This window comes from Saccharothrix texasensis (assembly GCF_003752005.1).
Lineage (GTDB): Bacteria > Actinomycetota > Actinomycetes > Mycobacteriales > Pseudonocardiaceae > Actinosynnema > Actinosynnema texasense.
Genome location: NZ_RJKM01000001.1, coordinates 2,733,483 through 2,750,193, shown reverse-complemented (window position 1 = coordinate 2,750,193; position 16,711 = coordinate 2,733,483). Strand labels below are relative to the sequence as shown.

15 protein-coding genes are annotated in these 16,711 nt (G+C 74.3%); 9 read left to right on the top strand and 6 right to left on the bottom strand.

The features are described 5' to 3' along the window. Positions 1-48: 48 nt before the first annotated feature. Positions 49-885, top strand: coding sequence for an SGNH/GDSL hydrolase family protein (locus EDD40_RS10705; protein WP_211348137.1), 837 nt, complete (start codon positions 49-51; stop codon positions 883-885). Here the strand turns inward: EDD40_RS10705 and EDD40_RS10700 are convergent. The 5 genes from EDD40_RS10700 to EDD40_RS10680 all read right to left on the bottom strand — a co-directional run bounded on the left by EDD40_RS10700 (position 870) and on the right by EDD40_RS10680 (position 7,984). Continuing rightward, positions 870-2,669: an ArnT family glycosyltransferase gene (locus EDD40_RS10700; RefSeq protein WP_123742771.1), complete on the bottom strand. Its 1,800-nt coding sequence runs from the start codon at positions 2,667-2,669 to the stop codon at positions 870-872. The genes EDD40_RS10705 and EDD40_RS10700 overlap by 16 nt on opposite strands. 29 nt (positions 2,670-2,698) lie before the next feature. After that, complete coding sequence (locus tag EDD40_RS10695; protein WP_123742770.1) at positions 2,699-3,949, bottom strand: bifunctional glycosyltransferase family 2/GtrA family protein; 1,251 nt, start codon at positions 3,947-3,949, stop codon at positions 2,699-2,701. After that, a complete protein-coding gene (locus tag EDD40_RS10690) occupies positions 3,946-5,736 on the bottom strand; it encodes an ArnT family glycosyltransferase (RefSeq protein ID WP_123742769.1) in 1,791 nt (596 codons plus the stop codon). The genes EDD40_RS10695 and EDD40_RS10690 overlap by 4 nt, the downstream gene beginning before the upstream one ends. 66 nt (positions 5,737-5,802) lie before the next feature. Beyond that, a complete protein-coding gene (locus EDD40_RS10685; protein WP_123742768.1) occupies positions 5,803-7,266 on the bottom strand; it encodes a sensor histidine kinase in 1,464 nt (487 codons plus the stop codon). Further along, positions 7,244-7,984, bottom strand: coding sequence for a response regulator transcription factor (locus tag EDD40_RS10680; RefSeq protein ID WP_123742767.1), 741 nt, complete (start codon positions 7,982-7,984; stop codon positions 7,244-7,246). Before EDD40_RS10680 ends, EDD40_RS10685 begins: the two co-directional genes overlap by 23 nt. 182 nt (positions 7,985-8,166) lie before the next feature. On the opposite strand from EDD40_RS10680, the gene EDD40_RS10675 reads away from it, so the two are divergent. The 4 genes from EDD40_RS10675 to mug are packed head-to-tail and all read left to right on the top strand — an operon-like array spanning position 8,167 to position 11,775. Continuing rightward, positions 8,167-8,748: a hypothetical protein gene (locus EDD40_RS10675; RefSeq protein ID WP_148088755.1), complete on the top strand. Its 582-nt coding sequence runs from the start codon at positions 8,167-8,169 to the stop codon at positions 8,746-8,748. 10 nt (positions 8,749-8,758) lie between these two features. Next, positions 8,759-9,415 (top strand): copper resistance CopC family protein, encoded by a 657-nt coding sequence (locus EDD40_RS10670; RefSeq protein WP_123742765.1) that lies wholly within the window; start codon positions 8,759-8,761, stop codon positions 9,413-9,415. Between the two features lie 27 nt (positions 9,416-9,442). Then, positions 9,443-11,245, top strand: coding sequence for a bifunctional metallophosphatase/5'-nucleotidase (locus tag EDD40_RS10665; protein ID WP_123742764.1), 1,803 nt, complete (start codon positions 9,443-9,445; stop codon positions 11,243-11,245). Then, the gene (mug, locus tag EDD40_RS10660) at positions 11,242-11,775 is read left to right on the top strand and encodes a G/U mismatch-specific DNA glycosylase (RefSeq protein WP_211348136.1); all 534 of its coding nucleotides are present in this window, start codon (positions 11,242-11,244) and stop codon (positions 11,773-11,775) included. The genes EDD40_RS10665 and mug overlap by 4 nt, the downstream gene beginning before the upstream one ends. Here the strand turns inward: mug and EDD40_RS43405 are convergent. Continuing rightward, positions 11,752-12,450, bottom strand: coding sequence for a DUF742 domain-containing protein (locus tag EDD40_RS43405; protein WP_246037589.1), 699 nt, complete (start codon positions 12,448-12,450; stop codon positions 11,752-11,754). The two genes, mug and EDD40_RS43405, sit on opposite strands and share 24 nt — an antisense overlap. Before the next feature lie 118 nt (positions 12,451-12,568). Here EDD40_RS43405 and EDD40_RS10650 point away from each other — a divergent pair, with 118 nt between their 5' ends. From EDD40_RS10650 to EDD40_RS41610, 4 genes are all read left to right on the top strand, one after another. Continuing rightward, entirely contained in the window at positions 12,569-12,790 is a 222-nt protein-coding gene (locus tag EDD40_RS10650) for an RNA-binding S4 domain-containing protein (protein ID WP_123742763.1), read from the top strand. Positions 12,791-12,912: 122 nt separating this feature from the next. Beyond that, the gene (locus EDD40_RS10645; RefSeq protein WP_123742762.1) at positions 12,913-14,124 is read left to right on the top strand and encodes a GNAT family N-acetyltransferase; all 1,212 of its coding nucleotides are present in this window, start codon (positions 12,913-12,915) and stop codon (positions 14,122-14,124) included. Between the two features lie 694 nt (positions 14,125-14,818). Continuing rightward, on the top strand, positions 14,819-16,336 hold the full coding sequence (locus EDD40_RS10640; protein ID WP_123742761.1) for a sugar transferase: 1,518 nt from the start codon (positions 14,819-14,821) through the stop codon (positions 16,334-16,336). A 176-nt stretch (positions 16,337-16,512) separates the two neighbouring features. Beyond that, positions 16,513-16,689, top strand: a complete 177-nt coding sequence (locus EDD40_RS41610; protein ID WP_170185024.1) for a hypothetical protein — start codon at positions 16,513-16,515, stop codon at positions 16,687-16,689. Positions 16,690-16,711: the final 22 nt, after the last annotated feature.

Genomic DNA, 16,711 nt, shown 5'->3' with positions numbered 1-16,711 from the left:
TGGGCCGGTGGTCCCCGGCCCGTCACGTGGCCGCGCGATCGTTGCGGTGTGGCCAAGACGGTGCGCAGCCTGGTGGTCCTGGGTGACTCGACGACGGTGGGCGTGGGCGATCCCGTGCCCGGCGGGTGGCGTGGCGTCGGCCCGCTGCTCGCGGCGGCGCTCCCGGGGGCGCGCTACCTGAACGCCTCCGTCACGGGTGCGCGGGTGGCGTCGGTGCGGCACGAGCAGCTGCCGAAGGTCCTGCCCGCGCGGCCCGACGCGGCCGTGCTGCTGGTCGGGATGAACGACGTGCTGCGGTCCGACTTCGACGGCCGGCGGCTGCACGAGGACCTGGACGCGATCGTGGGCGCGCTGGTCTCGGCGGGCGCCGTCGTCGTCACGGTGCGGTTCCACGACCACAGCCGGGTGTTCCGGCTGCCGGGCGCGTTGCGGCGGGCGTTGCGGGCGCGGATCGCCGAGCTGAACGGGATCGTCGACGCGGTGGTGCGGCGGCACGGGATCGAGTGCGTCGACCTGGACCTGGTGGAGGGCGCCTACTCGCCGCGGACGTGGGCGGTGGACCGGCTGCACCCGTCGGAGGCGGGGCACCGCCTGCTCGCGGCGGCGTTCGCGGCGCGGTTGGCGCGAGCCGGGTGCGAGGTGCCGGGCCGGGTGTCGCCGGTCTGCACGGGCGGACTCGAGGTGACGCCGTGGCACCACGTGGGGTGGCTGGTGGTGAAAGGGCTCCCGTGGCTGTGGCGACGTGGCCGCGACCTGGTGCCGTACGCGGCCACGATCGTGTACCGCTCGTGGGCCGGTCACCCGGAGCCCGCCCGGTACGTCGCGACGGAGGCGGTGGCCGGGCCGGCCACCGCCCCGTCCGGGTGGGGTCAGCCGAGCTCGTAGACGGTCGACCCGCCGACCGTGGTGGCCTCGTAGTTCGCCGCGACCCACTCGCCGATCTCGTCGCCGCCGCCCATGCCGCCGCCGGCGACGAAGTAGCCGATCCGGCCGTCCGCCACGTACTGCCGGAACTCGTCCAGCGTCGGCGCGGGGTCGCCGCCGCTCCAGCCGCCGATGCCGATCACGGCCTTGCCCGAGGCCAGCGACAGGCCCGCCGCGCCCTGCGCGCTCATCGTCGCCGCCGCCCACGTGCCGGTGGTGGCCTTCAGCAGGTCGACCAGCTCGGCGGACGGCTCGCCCATCGGCCCGCCGCCCACGCCGCCGTCGCCGGAGTAGGACGGGGGACCGGACATCGGGATCGACCCGGCGTGCGGCGTGGCGGCGGTGGCCACGCCGAAGGCCGCGGTGGCGAGGACCGAGGTGGCCAGCGCGAGCACGGCGACCCGGCGCACGCCCATCACGACCGCCGTGGCCACCAGCACGGTCAGCGCCGCCACCACCCAGCGCAGCGCGGGCAGCCACTCGCCGAAGCGCTGGAGCAGCGCGAAGCCCCAGAACCCGGCGGCGGCGACCACCGCCGCCAACGCCACGCGCGCCGGCAGGTGCTCCCGGCCGCGCCACAGCTCCCGGCCGGCGATGGCGACGAGCGCGGCGACGCCCGGCGCGACGGCGACGGTGTAGTACGGGTGCGTGATGCCGCTCATGAAGCTGAACACGATCCCGTTGCCCAGCACCCACAGGCCCCACAGCACCAGGGCCGCGCGCGTGCGGTCGGTGCGCGGCAGCCGGCGGGTGAACCACAGCCCCGCCACCAGCCCGACGAGGGCGGCCGGGAGCAGCCAGGAGATCTCCGCGCCCATGCTCGCGCCGAACAGCCGGCCGATGCCGGTCTCGCCGCCGAAGCCGAGGTTGCCGTTGCCGCCGCCCAGGACGACCCCGCCGCCACCGCCGCCCCGGCCGCCGAAGATCCGGCCGAGCCCGTTGTAGCCCATGGCCAGCTCCCACAGCGAGTCGTTGTCCGACCCGCCGATGTACGGGCGGGACTCGCGCGGCCACAGCTCGACCAGCGCGATGAACCACCCGGCGGACACGACCGCGGCGAGGCCCGCGCCCAGCAGGTGCAGGAACCGCTTGAGCAGGGTGGTCGGCGCGGCGAGGAGGTAGGCGGCGGTGAACGCGGGCAGCACCAGCAGCGCCTGCCCCATCTTGGCCAGGAACGCGAACCCGATCGCGACGCCCGCCAGCGCGAGCCACCGGCCGGACCCCCGCTCCACCGCGCGCACGGTGCAGTACGCGGCGGCGACCACCAGCAGCACCAGCAACGCGTCCGGCAGGTTGAACCGGAACATCAGCACGGCCACCGGCGTCACCGCGAGCGCCGCGCCCGCGATCAGCCCGGCCACCGCGCCGGACGTGCGCTTCACCGCGGCGTGCAGCAGCCACACGGCCAGCACGCCCTCGATGGCCTGCGGCGCCAGCACGGTCCAGCTGGAGAACCCGAAGACGCGGGCGAACAGCCCGCTCACCCACAGCGCGGCCGGCGGCTTGTCGACCGTGATCACGCCGCCGGCGTCCAGGCCGCCGAACAGCCACGCGGTCCAGCTCTGCGCGCCGGCCTGGGTCGCGGCGGCGTAGTAGCCGTTGCCCCAGCCGGACGCGGTGATGTTCCACAGGTACAGCACCGCCGTGCCGGCCAGCAGCACGACCAGCGCGGGCGTGGTCCAGTTCCGGCCCGACGGCGGCGACTCCGCGGTGGGTGCGGGCGCCGTCAGGGTTGTGGTGGTCATGGAAGGGTTCCCTGGGGTCGACGGTGTGGTCATGAAGTGGCCTGCGCGGTGCGGCGCGGCCGGAAGACCCAGTTGCGCAGCAGCAGGAAGCGCAGCACGGTGGCGAGGAGGTTGGCCCCGACGACCGCGACCAGCTCGGCCGGGCCGCCCGGTTCGGCGAACAGGTGCAGCAGGGCGAGCGAGCCGCTGGTCAGCGCGAGGCCGAGGCCGAACACGATCAGCCCTTCGAACTGGTGGCGGCCCGCGCCGCGCCGGCCGCGCACGCCGAACGTGAACCGGCGGTTGGCCGCGGTGTTGGCGACGGCGGTGACCAGCAGCGCCACCAGGTTCGCGCCCTGCGCGCCGAGCCCGCCGCGCAGCGACACGAACAGCAGCAGGTAGGCCAGCGTGCTGATCACGCCGACCGCGGCGAACCGGACCAGCTGCTTGAGCAACCCGGCGGGCACGCCCGGCGTCTCCGGCTCCAACGGCTCCCTCTCCAGTTGCGCGCGCAGGTCGGCGATGGGGATCCGCCCGCTCACCAGGCCGCGGGCCACCCGGGCGACGCCCTTCAGGTCGGCCACGGCGGTCGACACGAGGTCCACCCGGCTGTCCGGGTCGTCGACCCAGTCCACCGGCACCTCGTGGATGCGCGCGCCGGCCCGTTCGGCGAGCACCAGCAGCTCGGTGTCGAAGAACCACCCGGTGTCCTCGACGTGCGGCAGCAGGCGGCGGGCGACGTCGGCCCGGATCGCCTTGAACCCGCACTGCGCGTCGGTGAACCGGGTGGCGAGCGCGCCCCGCAGGATCAGGTTGTAGCAGCGGGAAATGAGCTCGCGCTTCGGCCCGCGCACCACCCGAGCGCCGCGCGCCAGCCGGCTGCCGATCGCCAGGTCGGAGTGCCCGGAGGTCAACGACGCCACCAGCGGCGCGAGGGCGGCCAGGTCGGTGGACAGGTCGACGTCCATGTACGCCAGCACGGCGGCGTCCGACGCGGTCCAGACCGCTTTCAACGCCCGGCCGCGGCCCTTCTCCGCCAGGTGCACCGCGGCGACCCCGGGCAGTTCGAGGGCCAGCTCGTCGGCGACCGCACGCGTGCCGTCCGTGCTCGCGTTGTTCGCGATGGTGATGCGGAACGGGTAGGGGAACGTCCGCGTGAGGTCGGCGTGCAGCTCGCGCACGCACGGCGCCAGGTCTCGTTCTTCGTTGTGCACCGGCACCACCACGTCGAGCACGGTGGTCGTCGTGAGCGTGGTCATGGGCCCACCCTCGGGCGCTCGGCTGGGCGGCTCGTGTGTCATCGCTGTGCGCCGGCTGTGAGGTCGTAGACGTCGACGCCGTCCACGGTCGTCGCGGTGAACGTCTCCGCCACCCAGTCGGCGATCCGCTCGGCCGCGTCGCTGCCCGTCTCCGCGGGCATCATGGCGCCGCCGAGGAAGTAGTGGATCCGTCCACTCCGGACCAGCTCCTGGAACTCCTCGAGGGTGGGCGCGGGATCGGTGCCGTTGAACCCGCCGACGGCCATCACCGGCGCGCCGCTGCCGAGCTGGTAGCCCGCCGCGTTGTTGGAGCCGACGGCCGCCGCCGCCCACGTGCGGCCCTCGCTGTCGCGCAGCAACGCCACCAGCTCGTCGCCCGGCGTCGGCGCGCTGAGCAGACCGCCCATCCCGCCGCCGCCCCGGACGTTGCCCGTCGCACCGCCCGGCCCGACGAGGACCAGCCCGCCCGACCGGTTCGCCGGGGCGGGACCGGCGCTGGGGATCGCGCCGGAGTGCGGGGTCGCGGCCGTGGCCACCGAGTAGGCGCCCGGCCCGAGCAGCGCGGCGACGACGGCGACCGGCACAACCGCGGCGGCGGGCGCGGCGGCGGCCAGGAACAGCCCCACCGCGCCGACCAGGCCGAGGACCAGCACGACCGCGGCCAGCGGTGCGGACCAGTCGAGCAGCAGCAGGTAGCACTGCAACGCGGTGACGGCCAGCGCCCCGGACAACGCCGCCGCCGCGACGGGTTCCCGCCGCCTGCGCCACAGCGCGACCGCGCCGATCCCGGTCACCGCGCCGATCGCCGGGGCCAGCGCGACCGTGTAGTAGGCGTGGATGATGCCGTTCATGAAGCTGAACACCGCGGCGGTGACCGCCAGCCAGCCACCCCACAGCGCGAGCCCGATCCGCTCGGTCGCGCGCCCGGCCCACCAGCCGGCGGCCAGCAGCACCAGCGAGGTCGGCAGCAGCCAGGCGATCTGACCGCCCATCTCGGCGCCGAGCAGCCTGGCCCACCCGCTCGACCCCCGGCCGCCGCCGCCGACGCTGCCGATCTCCTCGCCGGTCAACCGGCCGAGACCGTTGTAGCCCAACGCCAGCTCCAGCACGCTGTCGCCCTGCGAGCCGCCCACGTAGGGCCGTGACCCGGCGGGCGTCAGCTCCACCGCCAGCACCCACCAGCCGCCGGCGACGACCACCGCGCCCAGCGCCGCGGCCAGGTGCCGGACCTTGCGCCACCACGTGGCCGGCGCGAACGCCAGGTACACCGACCCGAACGCCGGCAGCACCAGGAACGCCTGGAGCATCTTCGCCAGGAACGCGAACCCGACCGCCGCGCCGGCCAGGGCCAGCCAGCGCGCCGACGCCTCCTCGGTGGCGCGGACCGTGCCGTAGGCCCCTGCCACGAGCAGCAGCACCATCAACGCGTCGGGGTTGTTGAACCGGAACATCAACACCGCCACCGGTGTCAGCGCCAGCACCGCGCCCGCGATCAGGCCGGCCGCCTCACCGGCCGCGCGGCGCACCGCCGCGTGCAGCAGCCACACGGAGGCCACGCCCATCAACGCCTGCGGCGCCAGGATGCTCCAGGCGTTGACGCCGAACAGCCGGGCCGACAACCCCATGACCCAGGTCGCGGCGGGCGCCTTGTCGACGGTGATCGCGCCGGCCGGGTCGGTCGCGCCGAAGAACCACGCGTGCCAGCTCTCGGCGCCGGCCTGGGCGGCGGCGGAGTAGTAGGCGTTGGCCCAACCGGAGTCGCCCAACCGCCACAGGTACAGCACCGCCGTCCCGGCCGACAACAGCAACAGGGGGAGTCGCGCTCGCATGGGGTCGAGCCTGTCGGCGGACCCTGGGCGGTCCTTGTGCGCCGCCTGTGAGCCCGCTGTGCGCGATCAGCGCGGCAGGTGGACGGTGAACGTGGTCCGGCCCGGCCTGCTGGCCAACCGCACGGAACCGTGGTGCGAGGCCACGACCGCGGCCACGATCGACAGGCCCAGCCCGGTGCTCCCGGCGGCCCGCGACCGCGACGTGTCGCCCCGGCTGAACCGCTCGAACACCTCGTCCTGCGACCCGGCGGGGATGCCCGGCCCGTCGTCGCTCACCGCCACCCGCACCCCGCCCTCCACAGTGGACAGCGACGTGGTGACCGTCGTGCCCGGCGGCGTGTGCGTGCGCGCGTTGGACAGCAGGTTCGCCAGCACCTGGTGCAGCTTGTGCGCGTCACCGGGCACCTGGACGGCGTCCGGCGGCAGCTCCAGCCGCCACTCGTGGTCGGGCCCGGCGATCCGGGCGTCGCTGACCGTGTCGATGACCAGCCGCGACAGGTCCACCCGGTCACGGGCCAGCGGGCGTCCCGCGTCCAGCCGCGCCAACAACAACAGGTCCTCGACCAGCGACGTCATCCGCACCGCCTCCGACTCCACCCGCCGCATCGCGTGCGCGACCTGGGGCGGCACCTCCTCGGACGAGCGGCGGGTCAGCTCGGCGTACCCGCGGATCGCGGTCAGGGGCGTGCGCAGCTCGTGGCTCGCGTCGGCGACGAACTGCCGGACCCGGGTCTCGCTGGCGTGCCGGGCGGCCAGCGCGCCGCCGACGTGGCCGATCATCCGGTTCAGCGCGAGGCCGACCTGGCCCACCTCGGTGTCCGGGTCGGCGTACTCGTCGGGCACCCGTTCGGCCAGCGCCACCTCGCCCTGGTGCAGCGGCAGCTCGGCGACCCGGCTCGCGGTCGCGGCCACCCGCTCCAGCGGGCGCAGCGTGCGGCGCACGATCAGCGCCCCGGCCAGGCTCACGGCGACCAGCCCGGCCAGCGCCACGCCGCCGACGGTCCACGCCATCCGCGACACCGTGCTGTCGACGTCGGCCATCGGCAGCCCGGTGATCACCACCACGCCGATCGGCGTGGTGGTCGCGACGATCCGGTGGTCGCCCAGCTCGTCGCCCAGCCACACGGTGCGCGGCCTGCCGTCCGCGGGCACGGCCTCGGCCCGCCGCGCCACGTCGGTCGACAGCCTGGTGCGGTCACCGCTGTCCCGGGTGATCCGCTCGGCGTCGACGCCGCCGTCGGGGTGCTTGATCAGCACCAGCGTGCCCGGCCCGAACCCCGGCCCGTCCAGCGGGTTGGCGGCCCGGCCGGGCACCGGCGGCGGCGGGACGTCCCGCCGCACCTTGACCGACGCCTCCGCCAGCTGGTCGTCCAACCGGGCGATCATGGTGTCGCGCAGCGCGAGCCCGGTCGCCACGCCGATGATCGCGCACACGACCGCCAGCAGGACCACCTGGGCCGCCACCAGCTTGGTCCGCAGCGGCCAGCTCCTGGTCCGCGACGCGTGCTCAGGGGGAGGGCTTGAGGACATAGCCCGCGCCCCGCATCGTGTGGATCATGGGCGGCCGGCCCGCGTCGATCTTCTTGCGCAGGTAGGAGATGTACAGCTCGACGATGTTGGCCTGCCCGCCGAAGTCGTAGCTCCACACCCGGTCCAGGATCTGCGCCTTCGACAGCACCCGCCTGGGGTTGCGCATCAGGTACCGCAGCAGCTCGAACTCGGTCGCGGTGAGGTCGATCGCGGCGCCGCCGCGACGCACCTCGCGCGTCTCCTCGTCCAGCACCAGGTCGCCCACCACGAGCTCGGTGCCCGCGCTCGCCTCCGTGACGCCGGTGCGGCGCAGCAGTCCGCGCAGCCGCAGCACGACCTCCTCCAGGCTGAACGGCTTGGTCACGTAGTCGTCGCCGCCCGCGGTGAGCCCGGCGATCCGGTCCTCCACCGCGTCCTTCGCGGTGAGGAACAGCACCGGCAGGCCGGGCAGGTCCGCGCGCAGCCGGCGCAGCACCTCCAGCCCGTCGAAGTCGGGCAGCATCACGTCCAGCACCACCACGTCGGGTCGGAAGTCGCGGGCGGTCCGCACGGCGGACGTGCCGTCCAGCGCGGTGCGGACCTCCCAGCGCTCCATCCGCAACGCCATGGACATCAGCTCGGCCAGGGTGGACTCGTCGTCCACGACGAGGACCCGCACCGGACTCCCGTCCGGGCGGCGGAGCTCGGGGGACGTCCTCGAAGCGGGCACTGGGCGCATGCTCCCGATCCTGGGCCCGGCGCTTGAGCCGGACCTGTGCCGATCCTGTGTACCACCTGTGGAACCACGAGACCGGCCGTGACGCACGCGCGGACGACGACGCCGCCGGTCGTGGCGCACGCACAGGCGGCGCCCAACGGCCGCACAGCCGGTTCACAGGCTCGCCCGAGACCGTGGCCGCCATGACTACCGAAACCGAGCAGCAACCGACGTGGGGCGAGGAGCCGCCGCCGCGGGCCGCCGCTGCGGGAACCGGCTGGAGCGGCCGCAAGACCCTCGCCGCGGTCGCGGTCGCCGTGGGCATCGCGGCCGTCGGCGGTGGGGTCATCTACGCCGCGAGCAACTCCGACGCCGCCCGGGGCATGGGCGGACCCGGCGGCTACGGCCGCGGGCCCGGCGGCGGCCTGGTGATGATGGGCGGCCCGTTCGGCGACACCCAGCACGGCGAGTTCCAGAACGGCGAGGTCACCGAGGTCGGCGACACCTCCATCACGGTCAAGAGCGGCGACGGGTTCAGCGAGACCTACTCGGTCGACGGCGACACGCAGGTCAACGGCGGTCAGGGCGACCTGGACGACATCGAGCGGGGCGACGTCGTGACCGTCATCGCCACCGAGTCCGCCGACGGCGAGGCCACCGCGGACAGCATCATGAAAGGCGACGTGATGCGCGGTGGACCGAGGCAGGGCAACGGCCAGCCGCCCGTGAAGCAGGACCGGCAGGGCGGCCCGACCGACCAGCAGGGAACCCCGCCGACCCGGTAGAACTACCGGTATGACCCGACTGGCGCTCTCGGCACTGCTGGCACTGTTGGTCCTGTTCGGGGTGTCGCCCCAGGCTCAGGCGCACACCGAGCTGGTGTCGAGCGACCCGGCGAGCGGCGCGTCGCTGCCGCAGCGGCCCACGCTGCTGACGCTGACGTTCACCGAGCCGGTGCCCGCCGAGAGCGCCCAGGTCACCGTGCTGGCCGCCGACGGCAGCGCGTGGCCGACGGGTGAGGTCACCGCCGACGGCGCGACGCTGACCGTGCCCCTGCTGGAATCCGGGTCACCGGCCGGGCAGCACACCGTGAGGTGGACCGTCGAGTCGCTGGACGGCGACTTCGTCGACGGCACGTTCGCCTTCACCGTGACCGCGCCGCCGGTGGAGCCGCAGCCACCGGCCGCGACCACACCCGCCGCGCCACCCGCCGTGACGTCGGGGGACGCCGCGCCGACCACCTCACCGCCCGCCGCCACCGGCTCGGTGGCCACGCTCGACGCGCCGGCCACCCGGACGTCGTCCCCGGTCGCCACCCCCGGCGGTGGTGACGAAGGCGGCGTGCCGCTGTGGGTGTGGATCGCGGTCGCGGCGGTGGTGGCGGTGATCGGCATCGCGGTCGGCGTCGGCCTGAGCCGGCGCGCGAAGCGCGACGCCGAACCGGCCGAGTAGTCAACGGTCAATGACTACGGTCGGCCCATGACCGGATCTCCTCTGCACCGCCGCGTCCTGCTCGCGGGCGGCGCCGCGGCCGTGCTCGCCGCCGCCGGGTTCCGCACGGCGGCCCACGCCGCGCCGGACGACCGGACCGGCGGGCGGCGCTTCACCCTCACCGTCCTGGGCACCACGGACCTGCACGGCAACGTCTTCAACTGGGACTACTTCGCCGACCGCGAGTACGACGACCCCGGGCACGACGACGTGGGCCTGGCCAAGCTGTCCACCCTGGTCAAGGCCGTCCGGGAGGAGCGCGGCGCGCACCGCACCCTGCTCGTGGACGCGGGGGACACCATCCAGGGCACCCCGCTGGCCTACTACTACGCCAAGGTCGAGCCCATCGGCCGCCGCCGGGTGCACCCGATGGCCGCCGCGATGAACGAGCTCGGCTACGACGCCGCCGCGCTGGGCAACCACGAGTTCAACTACGGCATCCCCCTGCTGCGGGCGTTCGAGAAGCAGCTGGACTTCCCGCTGCTCGCCGCGAACGCGATCGACGCGGCCACCGGCCGCCCCGCGTTCCGCCCGTACGTGGTCAAGACGGTGTGGCGCACCGGCTCGGCGCCGCTGCGGGTGGGCATCCTCGGCCTGACCAACCCCGGCATCGCGATCTGGGACAAGGCGCACGTGGACGGGAAGATGACCTTCCCCGGCGTGCTGGAGCAGGCCCGCGAGTGGGTGCCGAAGGTGCGCGCGGCGGGCGCGGACGTCGTGGTGGTCGCCGCGCACTCCGGCGCCGACCTGTCCTCGTCGTTGGGCGACCTGCTGCCCTTCCCGGAGAACTGCTCCGCGCTGGTCGCCGAGGAGGTGCCGGGCATCGACGCGATCCTGGTCGGCCACGCGCACACCGAGATCGCGCAGCGGCACGTCACCAACAAGGCCACCGGCAAGCAGGTGCTGCTGACCGAGCCGCTGTTCTGGGGCAAGCGGCTGAGCCTGATGGAGTTCGACCTGGCGTGGACGCCGGGGCGGGGCTGGCGCGCCGAGGCGTCCCGCTCTCAGGTGCTCGACAGCAACACCGTGCCCGAGGACCCGGTCATCGTGCGCCGGCTGCGCGCCGACCACGACAAGGTCGTCGCCTACGTCAACTCGAAGATCGGCACGTGCCGGTCGGCGATGTCCGCCGCGACCGCCCGGTACGAGGACACCGCCGCGCTCGACTTCGTCAACCTCGTGCAGGGCGCGGCGCTGAAGGCGACGCTGACCGAGGCGTTGCCGGTGCTGTCGCTGGCCTCGCCGTTCAACAAGGCGGCGGCGATCCCGGCGGGCGACGTGTCGGTGCGCGACGTGGCCGGTCTCTACGTCTTCGACAACACCCTGTTCGGCGTGCGGCTCACCGGCGCGCAGTTGAAGGACTACCTGGAGCGGTCCGCGGGGTACTTCAAGGCCGTGACGACACCGGGACCGCACCAGCCGGACGCGCTGACCAACGCGGGCGGCACGCCGGACTACCTCTACGACGTGGCGGCCGGCCTGGACGCGCCGCTGACCTACGACATCGACCTGGCGCGGCCGGTCGGGCAGCGGATCACCGGGCTGGCCTACGACGGCGTCGCGGTGACGCCGGAGCAGGCGTTCGCGGTGGCGGTGAACAACTACCGGCAGTCCGGCGGCGGCAACTTCCCGCACATCGCGACCGCGCCGGTGCTGCACAACCAGCAGCTGGAGATCCGGCAGCTGATCATCGACCGGGTCCGCGAGCGCGGCGAGATCGACCCGGCCGCGTTCCACCGGGTCGACTGGCGGCTGGTCGTCGACGGCGCGCCGGTGGTCGTCGGCGGATGAGCAGCGAGCCGACGACGCCACCCGGCCTGCCGGACGTCCTGGGGCCGGGGTTGGACGTGCTGTTCTGCGGCATCAACCCCGGCCTGATGTCGGCCGCCAAGGGGCAGCACTTCGCCCGGCCGGGCAACCGGTTCTGGCCCGCGCTGCACCTGTCCGGGTTCACGCCGCGCCTGCTGACGCCCGCCGAGCAGGACGAGCTGCCGCGCTACGGGCTGGGCATCACGAACCTGGTCGCGCGGCCGACGGCGCGGGCCGACGAGCTGACGGCCGAGGAGCTGCGGGCGGGCGGCGCGCGGCTGACGTCGGTGGCGCGGCGGCACCGGCCGAAGGTGGTGGCGGTCGTCGGCGTGACGGCGTACCGGGCTGCGTTCGGGCGCAAGGCGGCGGCGATCGGCCCGCAGGACGAGACGATCGCGTCGTCGCGGCTGTGGGTGCTGCCGAACCCCAGCGGGCTCAACGCGCACTACCAGCTGCCCGCCCTGGCCGAGGTCTTCGGCCGGTTGCGGCTAGAGGTTGCGCAGGCCGACTAGCACCCGTTCCAGCAGCGTGAAGTCCGCGCCGCCGGCCGCGACGGCGTTGTCGTGCACGGCGACCACGCCCATCGAGATGAGGTCGCCGAGCAGCACCCGCGCCACGCCCAGCGGCACGGCCAGCAGCGCCGACACCTCCGCCACCGACCGGGGGTTCGCGCACATCTCCACGATCGACCGCTGCTCGGCGGTGGTGTCGCGCATGGCGATCGCGATGCCGTCCTCCTCCAGCGAGACCAGCGTCTCCATCCTCAGGTCGTAGCCGGGCGCCGTGCGGCCGCCCGTCCACGCGTAGGGGCGGACCAGGGGACCGGAGAACTCCTCGACGGCCGGCTCCGGCTCGGGTTCGCGCTGCCGGACGACCGGCATGGGCGGCGGGTCGAAGTAGAGGTCGCGGTCGAACGGCGCGGTCTCGGCCGACGGGTCGTCGGGTGGTTCCTCCAGGCTGCGCCGGAGCGCCGCCGAGCCGAAGCGGGCGCCCGTGGCGCCGACCTCGCCCCTTAGCGACCTCCGCCGCCGGGGCGGCTTGGGCTGTTCCGTAGGCTCTTCGTCGAGACTGCGCCGCAGCGAGGGGGAGCCGAACCGGGCGCCGGTCGTGCCGACGTCCCCGCGCAGGGACCGGCGGCGTCTGCGCTCGCCGCCGGTCGGCTCCGGGTCAGAGCTGCCTGTGCTCACATCCCGGGAACCGTAGACCGAACCACGTTCGGATGATGTCGGGCGTGTTTCGAGTCCGTGCAATCCTCGTTAACCACCGCACATGCGCGGCTCCAGGGGCCTGGAGGATGATGGGGCGATGCGCATCCGCGAGGTCGAGATCTCCGACGACATGATCAGGTTGGGTCAGTTCCTCAAGCTGGCCGGCTTGGCGGACAACGGCGCGCACGCCCGTGACCTGGTCGAATCCGAGGAGGTCTCGGTGAACGGCCGGCTGGAGACCCGGCGCGGCGCCCAGCTGCACGACGGCGACGTGATCGCCGTGGGCGAGGAGAAGGCCCGCTTGGTCACCGGTCGCTAGCACCGGGGGTCCCGCGTCGGCCCCCGGCCGGCGGTAATTCGGTTGATCCGCTCGCGTGCGGGGATTGCACTGTGGCCCGGCGTCGCGCGTCGTGGCGCCGGTACCCGGGAGGCAGCGCCGCGATGGAGATCCGTTCCACGACCGACGACGACCGCGACGTCTTCGTCGACACGCTCCACGCCGCGTTCGCGCGCTTCCCGGAGACCCCGGTCGACGGCGGCGGGCTCTGGTGGTCGGCGATCGAGATGGACCGCGGCGTGCTCGCGTCGACGGAGGACGGGCGACCCGTCGGCACCGCGACCGCGTACTCGTTCGAGCTCACCCTGCCCGGTCCGGTCGTCGTGCCCGCCGCCGGTGTGTCCGCCGTCGGCGTGCTGCCGTCGCACCGGCGGCGCGGCGTGCTCAGCGCGATGATGCGGTTCCAGCTCGCGGAGCTGCGCGGGCGGGGCGAGTTCCTCTCCGTGCTGCTGGCCAGCGAGGCCCCGATCTACGGCCGGTTCGGCTACGGGCCGGCGACCTACACGCACCGGCTGACCGTCCAGCGCCACCAGGCCGTTCTCGCGGAGCCCCGGGCGGGCCGCGTCGCCGCGCCCGGCTCGGTCGAGGTGCTGCGGCGCGCCGAGTGCGGTGACGTCCTGGCGGAGGTCTACGACCGGTACCGCCGCGCGCAGCCGGGCGCGCTGTCGCGGCCCCCGCGCTGGTGGGCGTTGCGCGCGGGCCAGCCGCCGATCTCCCCGGCGCCGCGCTACGTCGCGGTCCACCGTGACGCCGACGGCGCGCCGGACGGGTACGCCAGCTACTCGTTGGGCGAGCCCGACACCTTGGTCGTCGACGAGACCATCGCCACCGACGACGCCGTCGCCGCGGCCCTGGCCCGGTTCGTGCTGGAGCACGACCTGGTCGACCGGGTCGTGTTCCGGCACTGCCCGCCCGAGCACCCGCTGCGCTGGCAGCTCGCGGACTTCCGCGCCGGCGAGGTCGGCCACGACACCGACTGGCTCTACGTGCGCCTGCTGGACGTGCCCCGCGCCCTGTCCGCGCGCGGCTGGTCCGCCGACGGCGACCTCGTCCTCGACGTGGACGACCCGTTCCTCGGCGACCGCGACCGCTACCTGCTGACCGTCCGGGAGGGCAGGGCGGGGTGCGTGCCGACGGACCGCGAACCGGACCTGTCGCTGGACGTGCGCGACCTGGGCTCGATCTACCTCGGCGGCACCGCGCCGAGCAAGCTCGTGCGAGCGGGCCACATCCGGGCCCACCACCCGGCCGCCGCCACCCTGGCCGACACCCTCTTCCGCGCCGAGCGCCCACCGCACTGCCTGCACTGGTTCTGATCCCCGGGGGCACGTGGCGTGCGTCACAGCCGGGCCGGCACCGCGGGTGACGCGGAGCCGCCACGCCCACCCGCCGTGGACGGCTCCCGGCGGCCCGGCGGTCACCAGCCGACGACCGCCGGACCATTGCGGGCCTGAAAAGTGGCCGCGGTCACTCCCGATCGGCCGGTCCGCGGAAATACCGGGCAGTTCCTCGCCCGAAGCGGTCGATCCGTTGCGCCGAATAGCTGCTGCCGCACTGTGAAAGGGTGACTCCAGTCCGCCGCGGTGCGGTCTCGCCGGGTGGTGCCGAGTCGTTGTCGGAACCCATTCCGGGCTCGGGTACGAGCTTCGTCGAAACCCCCTGTAACGGAAGCCGTCCCAAATTCGATGGACGTGTCCGCGTGCCCACGCGGGCGGTCACCGGCCACTGTGGACTTCGGTATCCCGGTGCTTCGGCAAGCCTTTCCCGGTGCCCGTCGTGGTAACTGGAAGTCACCCGACGACCCGTCTGGGTGCGCGCCGACTGCCGCACCGAGGAATGAAGCCCGACGGAAGTTCACTGTGTGTGTAACGCGCGCCGCCGGCTCGACGAATCACCGTTTGGCGAGGCGAGAAATCGCCGGCCGGCACATTTGCCGTACACCACGCGGGTCCGTCGGGGATGCCCTGCGAACGTGCACGTCCGAACCGGCCCAACCCGGGGAGAGCCACGATGAGCGAGCAGGTCCAGCCCACGCGACACAGACCGGTCGCGGGGGTCGGCACCACCCAGCGCACCACCGAGCCCGCCGCTCGGCGCACTGCCCAACGCGCCACGAGCCCGACCGTCGGCAGCTGGGAGCCCGCCTACCGCTACGGCGTCATCGCCGCCGACATCCTCTGCACCGTCCTGGTCGTCGTGCTCGCGGGCTTCGTGCTGTCCGCCCGCCACGCCTCGGTCGGACCGCTGTCGTTGTTAGGGCTGGAAGCGGTCACCATCGCGGTGATCGTCGGATCGCTGTTCCTCGGCCGGGTCTGGAACCCCATGGTGCTCGGCCAGGGCGCGGAGGAGTTCCGCCGACTCGGCCGAGGGCTGCTCGCCTCCGTCGTCGTGCTGGGCCTCGGCGCGCTCGCGGCCGAGCTGCCCGGCGCCCGGCTGTGGGTGTTCGTGGTCGGTCCGGCCGTCGCGCTGGTCGCCTTCCCGGCCCGCTACCTGCTGCGCCGCCCGCTGCACCGCGCCCGCGGCGAGGGCCGCTGCCTGCTGCCGGTGCTCGCCGCGGGCAACATCGACACCGTCGCCGACCTGATCGGCCGCACCCGCCGCGCGCCCCACCTCGGCTGGCGCGTGGACGCCGTGTGCACGGTCGACGGCCGAGCGGAGATCGGCCTGGAGCTCGACGGCGTGCCGGTCGTCGGCCGGTTCGGTGACCTCGGCGAGCAGGTCCGCCGCGGCGGCTACCGGGTCGTCGCGGTCACCGCCGACGCCTACTGGACGCCGCGCCGGCTCCAGCAACTCGCCTGGGACCTGGAGGGCACCGGCACCGAGATGGTCGTCGCACCCGCCCTGATGGACTTCGCCGGACCCCGGCTGCACGTCACCGGCGTGCTCGGGATGCCGCTGCTGCGGGTGAGCGAACCGAAGTTCACCGGCTTCCGCCGCGTGGTCAAGACGGCCGTGGACAAGGTCGGCGCGCTGCTGCTGGTCGCGCTGCTGAGCCCGGTGCTGCTGGCCGTCGCGGTGGCGATCATGATCGACACCAGGGGACCGGTGCTCTACCGGCAGCGCCGGGTCGGCAAGGACGGCGTGCCGTTCACCATCCTGAAGTTCCGCACCATGGTCACCGACGCCGAAGCGCTGCGCGCCAAGCTCCTCGCGGTGAACGAGGGCGCGGGCGTGCTGTTCAAGATGCGCCGCGACCCCCGCGTCACCGCCGTCGGCCGGTTCCTGCGGCGCTACTCGATCGACGAGCTGCCGCAGCTGTTCAACGTCCTCACCGGTCCCATGTCGCTGGTCGGCCCCCGGCCCCCGCTGCCGGAGGAGAGCGCGAAGTACGGTCCCGACATGCGCCGCAGGCTGCTGGTGAAGCCGGGTCTGACCGGGCTGTGGCAGGTCTCCGGGCGCAGCGACCTGTCGTGGGAGGAGTCGGTGCGGCTCGACCTCCGGTACGTGGAGGAGTGGTCGCTCGCCCTGGACGCGCTGATCCTGTGGAAGACCATCCGCGCCGTGTTCGGCGGCCAAGGCGCCTACTGATGACGACCGCCGTCGCCAACCGTCCAGCGGAGGCGGCGGCGAGCGGTGAGAGCGGGACGGACCGGCCGATCGGCATCGTGGTCGTCGACGCCGGCAACTGAGGGTGGACCCGGTGCGCGACGCGCAGGCCGCCCCCGGGCTGCGGCCTGTGCCACCTGTGCGACCTGGACGTGGAGATGGCCCGGCGGTCGACGCGGTCGCGCGAGCTGAGCGCGACCGCCGGCCTGGTCCGGCTGTCCACACCGGACGCGATCGTGCGCCGGCGGTACGAGCCGGCGGCCCGCGACGCGGTGCCGGCTGCCAGGCTCGGCGCGCGCGATGACCTCGCCGGACCGCCCCACCGCGCCACCTGATCGCGCCGGGCGTCACGCATCG